Genomic DNA, 7093 nt, shown 5'->3' with positions numbered 1-7093 from the left:
TCGAGTACACCTCGACGATGCCACGCAGGATCGAGTTCGAGTTGAGCACCAGGTCGTTCGCGGTCGCCGTCCGGATGACGTTGCCGTCGGCGTCCAGGCCCTCGTAGACGTCCTCGTCCGAGACCGAGGTGCGCCACTGGATGCCCAGGTCCAGCAGGTTGCGGAAGAAGTCCTGCGACAGGACGCCCGGCCGGTCGGTGAACACACCGTGCTGCACGCCGCCGGTGTTGGCCCCGAGCACCCGCAGGCCACCGATCAGGACGACCATCTCGCGGGCGGTCAGCTCGAGCATGTACGCGCGGTCGATCAGCAGCGTCTCGGGCTGGAGCTTGGCGCCCGGCTTGAGGTAGCTGCGGAAGCCGTCCGCCTTCGGCTCGAGCCAGCGGAAGTTGTCGACGTCCGTCTGATCCTGGCTGGCGTCCGTGCGACCAGCGTGGAACGGCACGGTGAGCTGCACGCCGGCGTCGGCCGCGGCCTTCTCCACCGCCGCGGTGCCACCGAGCACGATCAGGTCGGCCAGCGAGACCTTCTTGCCGGTCTCCTGCTCGAACGCGCTCTTGACCTGCTCCAGCACCGGCAGCACGTCGGCAACGCCCTGGTTGGCCGCCCAGTTGATCTGCGGCTCCAGGCGCAGGCGCGCGCCGTTGGCGCCACCGCGCTTGTCGGTGCCGCGGTAGGACGCCGCGGCCGACCAGGACGTGTGCACCAGCTGCGACACGGTCAGGCCCGAGGCGAGCAGGCGCGCCTTCAGGTCGGCGATCTCCGCCTCGCCCACGAGCTCGTGGTCGACGGCCGGGGTCGGGTCCTGCCAGATGAGCTCCTCGGCCGGCACGTCTGGGCCGACGTAGCGGCTCTTCGGGCCCATGTCGCGGTGCAGCAGCTTGAACCACGCGCGGGCGTAGGCGTCGGCGAAGTACTCCGGGTCGTTGTAGAAGCGCTCCGAGATCTCGTGGAAGCTGGGGTCGGCCATCAGGGCGAGGTCGCTGGTCAGCATGATCGGGGCGTTCTTCTTGCCCTCGATGTGCGCGTCGGGCACGAGCTCCTGCGCCTCGGGGTTCTTCGGCTTCCACTGCTTCGCACCGGCCGGGCTCTCGGTGAGCTCCCAGTCGTAGCTGAACATCATCTCGAAGTAGGTGTTGTCCCACGTCGTCGGCGTCGGGGTCCAGGCACCCTCGAGACCGCTGGTGATGGTGTCGGCGCCCTTGCCGGTGCCGTGCTGGCTGATCCAGCCCAGGCCGTTGCCGTGCACCGGGCAGCCCTCGGGCTCCGGGCCGATCAGCTCCGGGTTGCCCGCACCGTGGGTCTTGCCGAAGGTGTGGCCACCGGCGATCAGCGCGACGGTCTCCTCGTCGTTCATGCCCATCCGGCTGAACGTGACGCGGATGTCGTGCGCGGAACCGACCGGGTCCGGCTTGCCCTGGGGGCCTTCCGGGTTGACGTAGATCAGGCCCATGGTGACGGCGGCGAGGTGGCCGTCCTCCAGGTTGAGCGGGGCCTCGTCGGCGTAGCGCTCGTCGCCGAGCCAGGTGTCCTCGGGGCCCCAGAAGACCTCACCGGGCTGCCAGGTGTCGGCGCGGCCGAACGCGAACCCGAAGGTCCCCAGGCCCATGTCGTCGTGCGCGACGTTGCCGGCGAGCACCAGCAGGTCGGCCCAGGAGAGGTTCCGGCCGTACTTCTGCTTCACCGGCAGCAGCAGTCGGCGGGCCTTGTCCAGGTTGGCGTTGTCCGGCCAGCTGTTCAGCGGGGCGAAGCGCTGCCCGCCCTCGCCGCCGCCCCCGCGGCCGTCGGCGATGCGGTAGGTGCCTGCGGCGTGCCAGGACATCCGGATGAACAGCGGGCCGTAGTGGCCCCAGTCCGCCGGCCACCAGTCCTGCGACGTCCGCATGACCTGCACGAGGTCACGCTTGACCGCCTCGACGTCCAGCGTGGCCACGGCGGCCTTGTAGTCGAAGTCGCCGCCCAGCGGGTCGGAGTCCGCCGACGTCTTGTTCAGCACCTGGACGTCGACCTGGTTGGGCCACCAGTCGCGGGTGCTGCGGGGGCGACCGCTGGTGACCTGCTGCGGCGCCTTGATGGCCGGGTTCTCGCTCTCGCTGGTGCTCGCCGACTCGGCCTTGGCGACCTCGGTCTTGTCGTAGTCGTCGATGTCGACCTGGGACTTGTCGTACTCGGTCACGGAGCGCTTCTCTCTGCGGGAGGGGCGGGGGAGGGGGCGGCCGGTGCGGTGGCACAGGAGCTGCACCGGCCCCAGAAGACGACCTCGGCCTCGTCGACGACGAAGCCGGGCGGAGCGTCGGCGGACGGCGTCAGGCAGGGCGCCTCGCCGGTGGTGCAGTCGACGTCCGTGATGGCGCCGCAGGACCGGCAGACCAGGTGGTGGTGGTTGTCGCCGACCCGCGCCTCGTACCGGGCGACCGAGCCCTGGGGCTGGATGCGCCGCACGAGACCGCTGTCGGTGAGCACCCGCAGGACGTCGTAGACCGCCTGGTGGGAGACCGCGTCCAGGCGGGTGCGCGCGGCGCCGATGAGCGCCTCGGTGTCCAGGTGGGGCTGGGCGTGGACGGCGTCCAGTACGGCCAGGCGGGGCTGGGTGACCCGCAGGCCGGCGGCCCGGAGGTCCCGTTCGAGTTCCGCGCGGTCCGCCACGAGGGTCATGGTGTCGGCTCTCCTGGAACTGGTCAAGAAACGCCCGTCCCGCCCCGGTTCCGGGCGCGTGCCTGCCAGCGGCCGCCCGGTGGACGCGGTCAGCTCGACGTCGTCCCGCCGGCCGGTCGGTCAGCTCCGCGCCCAGTGCCTCAGGTAGGAGCGGTGCAGCCAGCCGTCGACCCAGGCCCGGTCCGGCTCGGCGGCGATCGACGTGCTGGCGCGCAGGCCGATCAGCCGCTGCTCGGCGTCGTCGATGGCGGCGACCACCTCGTCGAACGGGACCTCGCCGCGGCGCACGGCGCGCAGGTACGTGCGGTCGGGCTCGCGCACCGGCAGCGTGATCCGTCCCGTGGTCAGCAGCTCGACGCCCTGCAGTCCCAGCCGGAGCGCGTGCATGGCGTACTTGGTGTCGTAGCCGTGCACGGCCACCAGCTCGGGCCGGTTGGTGTGCGCGCCCGACCCCCCGGTCATCGCCGCGCGCTGGGCGGACAGATAGCCGATGAACCGGCCCGCAGCCAACTGCGAGACGAACCGGTGGGCGTTCTCGACCAGCTCCACGCCGGCCTCGTCCCGGTGCACCACCTCGGCGTCGGGCACGAACAGCAGCAGCAGGACGGTCGGGTTGCCCGCCAGCGCCAGCCGCGCCCACTTGCGGGCGGAGTAGACGACGACGTCCAGGTCGCCGGCGCCGGACCGGTTCGCCAGACCGCCGGGGCGGTCCCACACCGTGTGCCGCTGGTACTGCTCGAACTCGACCATGGCGGACTCCGCGCCCGTGCCGGCCGGCACCCGCGCGACGCCCGTGACGTGCGCGGGCGGCTCGAGGCAGATGCCCATCTCGTCCCGGTCGTCCTGCCCGGTGATCGACGTCCCGTGCACGCCGGAGCCGACCTGGACCCGCAGGATCGTGCCCTCCTCGGCGATCCGCCGGGCCTCCTCCGAGGCGTGCGGGTGGCGGTAGCCGGCCGGCAGGCTCGTGTCGCCGCGCACCACGGGCACGGGAGTGCGCAGGGCGTCGGCGGTCATGGCGCCAGGTTGTCACCCCGGCGGCGGGGACGGCCAGCAGATACTGACGCCGTGGACGACGACGTGCGGCACCCCGCGCCCGGGCTGCTGCAGGTCGGGAGCGGTGTCACCGCCGTCCTCGACGCCGTCCGGTCGGCGGGTGGCCGGCCCTTCCTCGTCGGCGGGTGTGTGCGCGACGCGCTGCTGACACCGGGGAGCCGGCCGGCGGACGTCGACGTCGAGGTGTTCGGTCTCGACCTCGACCGGGTCGCGGCAGCCCTGGCGCGGGTCGGGCGGGTCGACGAGGTCGGTCGCTCGTTCGCGGTGCTCAAGGTGCGCCGGGACGGTGAGGACATCGACGTCTCCGTGCCGCGAGGTGACCCCGCCACCCCGCTGCGCGAGGCGGCTCGGCGACGTGACTACACGGTCAACGCGCTCGTGTTCGACCCGGCGACGGAGGAGGTCGTCGACGTCGTCGGCGGCCTGGCCGACCTGCGCGCCGGCGTGCTGCGGCACACCGGTCCCGCGTTCGCCGAGGACCCGCTGCGGGTGCTGCGCGGTGTCCAGTTCGCCGCGCGCTTCGGCTTCCGGCTGGCACCGGAGACGGCCCAGCTCGGCCGCGACCTGCTGCCCGCGCACGCCGACCTGGCCACCGAGCGGGTGTGGGGCGAGTGGCGCAAGCTCGCGGAGAAGGGGCGGTACCTCAGCGCGGCACTGGCGGTGCTGGTCGACTCGGGCTGGCTGGCGACGGTGCCGCAGCTGGCGCGACTGTCCGGGGTGCGGCAGGACCCGCGGTGGCACCCCGAGGGTGACGCGCTCACGCACTCGGGCCTGGCCGGGGACGCCGCGGCGGTGCTCGCCGACGAGGCGGGGCTGACCGGCGACGACCGCACCGTCGTCGTCCTGGGCGCGCTGCTGCACGACCTGGGCAAGGCCCGGTACACGCAGCACCGGTCGGACGGGCGGATCACCTCCCACGGTCACGCCGAGGGCGGGGTGGCGCCGGTGGAGGAGCTGCTGACCTCGATCGGTGCGCCGGCTGCGCTGGTCTCCCGCATCACCCCGATCGTGCGGGAGCACATGACCGCGATCACCACCGGTGGCCGGCCCAGCGCCGCTGCCGTGCGCCGGCTCGCCCGCCGCCTCGAGCCGGCCTCGATCACCGAGTGGTCGCTCGTCTGCGGTGCCGACCACGCCGGCCGCGGTACCGGCTCGGGGCCCAACCCGGCGGCGTCCTGGCTGGAGGTGGCCGCGTCCTCGGGCGTGGACGAGCGGGCGGGCCGGCTCCTGCTGCGGGGGAGCGACCTCGTCGCCCTCGGGCACGCGCCGGGTCGCCACTTCGCGCCGGTCATGCGCGCGGCCCTGGCCGCCCAGGACGACGGTGAGTTCGTGAACCACGCCGGCGCGGTCGACTGGCTGGCCCGGGTCGAGGCCGACGGGCGGCTGGCGCGTCTCCTGGCCGAGGGTCGTCAGCGCGCGGCCGACCGCGGGTAGCGCCGGACGGGGGTGGGTTGCGGACGGAGTCGTTCCCGTCCAGCATCTGGGTCAGCGCGACGCGTGATCATGCTGCGGGGCGCGGGGGAGCAGCACCTGTCCTGTCGTCGACGCCCGGAGAGACAACTCCATGACCGGCTACGTGCTCCGCCGTTCCGCGCTCTCGCTCACCCTGCTCGCCGCGCTGCTGGCCGCCGGTGGGGCAGTGCTCGTCCAGCTCGGTGTCCCGGTCTGGGTGCCCGTCGTGCTCGCCGTCCTGGTCGTGGCCGGGCAGTACGCGCTGGCGCCCTACCTCGTGCAGTGGCTCATCCCGGCGCAGCGCATCGAGTGGGTGGGCGACCACTACGACACCCACCACGAGGTCGGCGCCATCGTCGCCCGGCGGTGCGCGGAGGCCGGCGTCCGTCCGGTGCGGCTGGGCATCGTCGACGACGGGACGCCCAACGCCTTCACCTTCGGGCACACCCGCGGCAACGCCCGCATCTACGTGACCCGCGGACTGCTCGAGCGCCTCGACGAGCGCGAGCTGGACGCCGTCGTCAGCCACGAGGTCGGGCACGTCAAGCACAACGACGTCCTGGCCATGGCGATCGCCAGCACCGTGCCGATCGTCCTGTACTACGTCTACCTCTCGCTGCGCGGCAGCAACAACGCGAACACCGCCATCCCGGCGGTGGTCAGCTTCCTCGGCTACCTGCTCTCCCAGCTGGTCGTGCTCTCCCTCAGCCGCGCCCGCGAGCTCGGGGCCGACCACTACAGCTGCTCGGTCACCGGGGACGGCGACGCGCTCTGCTCGGCGCTCGTCTCCATCGGCTACGGCATGGGCCAGGTGGACGCGGAACGCGCAGCGGCCACGCACGAGGCGAAGGAGGCCAAGCACAAGGAGCGGCAGAAGCAGCTGGCGAAGGAGGACAGGCGGCACCAGCGGATGCAGTCGGTCGGTGTCCTCGGCATCGCCGACCAGGCGCAGGGCGCCACCGTGCTCGCCGCCCGGGAGCGAGGCCTGGACGCTCGCGAGGTGATCGGCGCGCTGCGCTGGGACACCTGCAACCCCTGGGCCCGCTGGACGCAGCTGTTCAGCACCCACCCGCTGATCGTGCGGCGCATCGCGGCCCTGGAGGACAGCGGCCTGGCCGGCGCCCCGACGCGGTGGAGCGCCCACGAGGTGGCCCGGTCCTGCGTCGGCCCGGAGGTCACCCGGGCCCGGCGCCGGTTCTGGCTCGAGCTCCCTGTCCGCTACCTCCCGCTGATCGCCGTGCTGGTCGGCGCCGTCGCCTGGGGGACGGACGACTGGCTGCTGCTCGCCCAGGCGGCCACCGTCGGCGGCGTCGCCCTCTTCGTGCGCACGGCGTTCAGCCGCCCGCTCGGGCCGAGCCGCCCGGTGTCGCGGGTGACCGAGCTGCTCACCCGGCTCGACGCCAGCCCGGTCACCGGCCTGCCCGTCGAGGTGCGCGGCCGGATCGTCGGCCGCGGGACCCCCGGCTACGTGCTGAGCCCCGACCTCGTCGTCCAGGACGAGTCGGGCTTCGTGCCGGTGCTCTACCTGCAGCCGTGGCCGTTCGCGCGCAGCCTCTTCGGGCTGCTCCGGGCGCCGGACCTGATCGACACGGACGTCGTCGTGCGCGGTTGGTACCGGCGCAGCCCGGCACCGGTGCTGGAGCTGCGGGAGATGGTGCCGGCGGACGGCGCGCGGGTGCGCGGCTTCCAGTGGGTCGTCGCCTACGCGCTCTCGGTGCTGATCGCGGCCGCAGGCGGCGCGGCCTGGATGGTCATCTCACTCGCCGGCTGACCACACCGGCATCCCCGTGCGGACCACCGCTCCGCGTGCTGCCGGAGGCCGGTGCGTGAGCTCCTCCGCCTGGTCGTTCCCGCCCCTGTCAAGGGCTTGTCCGGATCTGTGCACAGGCTTCTGACCTGGTCTTTCAGGTTGTCGCGGCTTCCTGGTGGC

Annotated in this window: 5 protein-coding genes; 2 read left to right on the top strand and 3 right to left on the bottom strand. The window is 73.2% G+C overall.

Features of this window, described 5'->3' with window-relative positions:
• The 3 genes from katG to GCU67_RS09460 all read right to left on the bottom strand — a co-directional run.
• A partial coding sequence (gene katG, locus GCU67_RS09470; protein WP_163610972.1) for a catalase/peroxidase HPI occupies positions 1–2176 on the bottom strand: 2176 nt, incomplete at its 3' end.
• Entirely contained in the window at positions 2173–2655 is a 483-nt protein-coding gene (locus GCU67_RS09465; RefSeq protein WP_163610971.1) for a Fur family transcriptional regulator, read from the bottom strand. The genes GCU67_RS09465 and katG, both read right to left, overlap by 4 nt.
• A 120-nt stretch (positions 2656–2775) precedes the next feature.
• On the bottom strand, positions 2776–3672 hold the full coding sequence (locus GCU67_RS09460) for a nucleotidyltransferase domain-containing protein (protein ID WP_163610970.1): 897 nt from the start codon (positions 3670–3672) through the stop codon (positions 2776–2778).
• Positions 3673–3723: 51 nt separating this feature from the next.
• On the opposite strand from GCU67_RS09460, the gene GCU67_RS09455 reads away from it, so the two are divergent.
• Positions 3724–5145: an HDIG domain-containing metalloprotein gene (locus GCU67_RS09455; protein ID WP_163610969.1), complete on the top strand. Its 1422-nt coding sequence runs from the start codon at positions 3724–3726 to the stop codon at positions 5143–5145.
• Between the two features lie 130 nt (positions 5146–5275).
• Positions 5276–6934, top strand: coding sequence for a M48 family metalloprotease (locus GCU67_RS09450; RefSeq protein ID WP_163610968.1), 1659 nt, complete (start codon positions 5276–5278; stop codon positions 6932–6934).
• Positions 6935–7093: the final 159 nt, after the last annotated feature.

The organism is Modestobacter muralis (genome assembly GCF_010682105.1).
Taxonomy (GTDB): Bacteria; Actinomycetota; Actinomycetes; order Mycobacteriales; family Geodermatophilaceae; genus Modestobacter; species Modestobacter muralis.
The sequence above is the reverse complement of the archived record's forward strand: the minus strand, read 5'-3'. Positions and strand labels throughout refer to the sequence as shown.

Bases quoted from the DNA above. Each gene is read 5' to 3' on its own strand.
- GCU67_RS09465 (WP_163610971.1), bottom strand. From the start codon at position 2,655: ATGACCCTCGTGGCGGACCGCGCGGAACTCGAACGGGACCTCCGGGCC.
- GCU67_RS09460 (WP_163610970.1), bottom strand. From the start codon at position 3,672: ATGACCGCCGACGCCCTGCGCACTCCCGTGCCCGTGGTGCGCGGCGAC.
- GCU67_RS09450 (WP_163610968.1), top strand. From the start codon at position 5,276: ATGACCGGCTACGTGCTCCGCCGTTCCGCGCTCTCGCTCACCCTGCTC.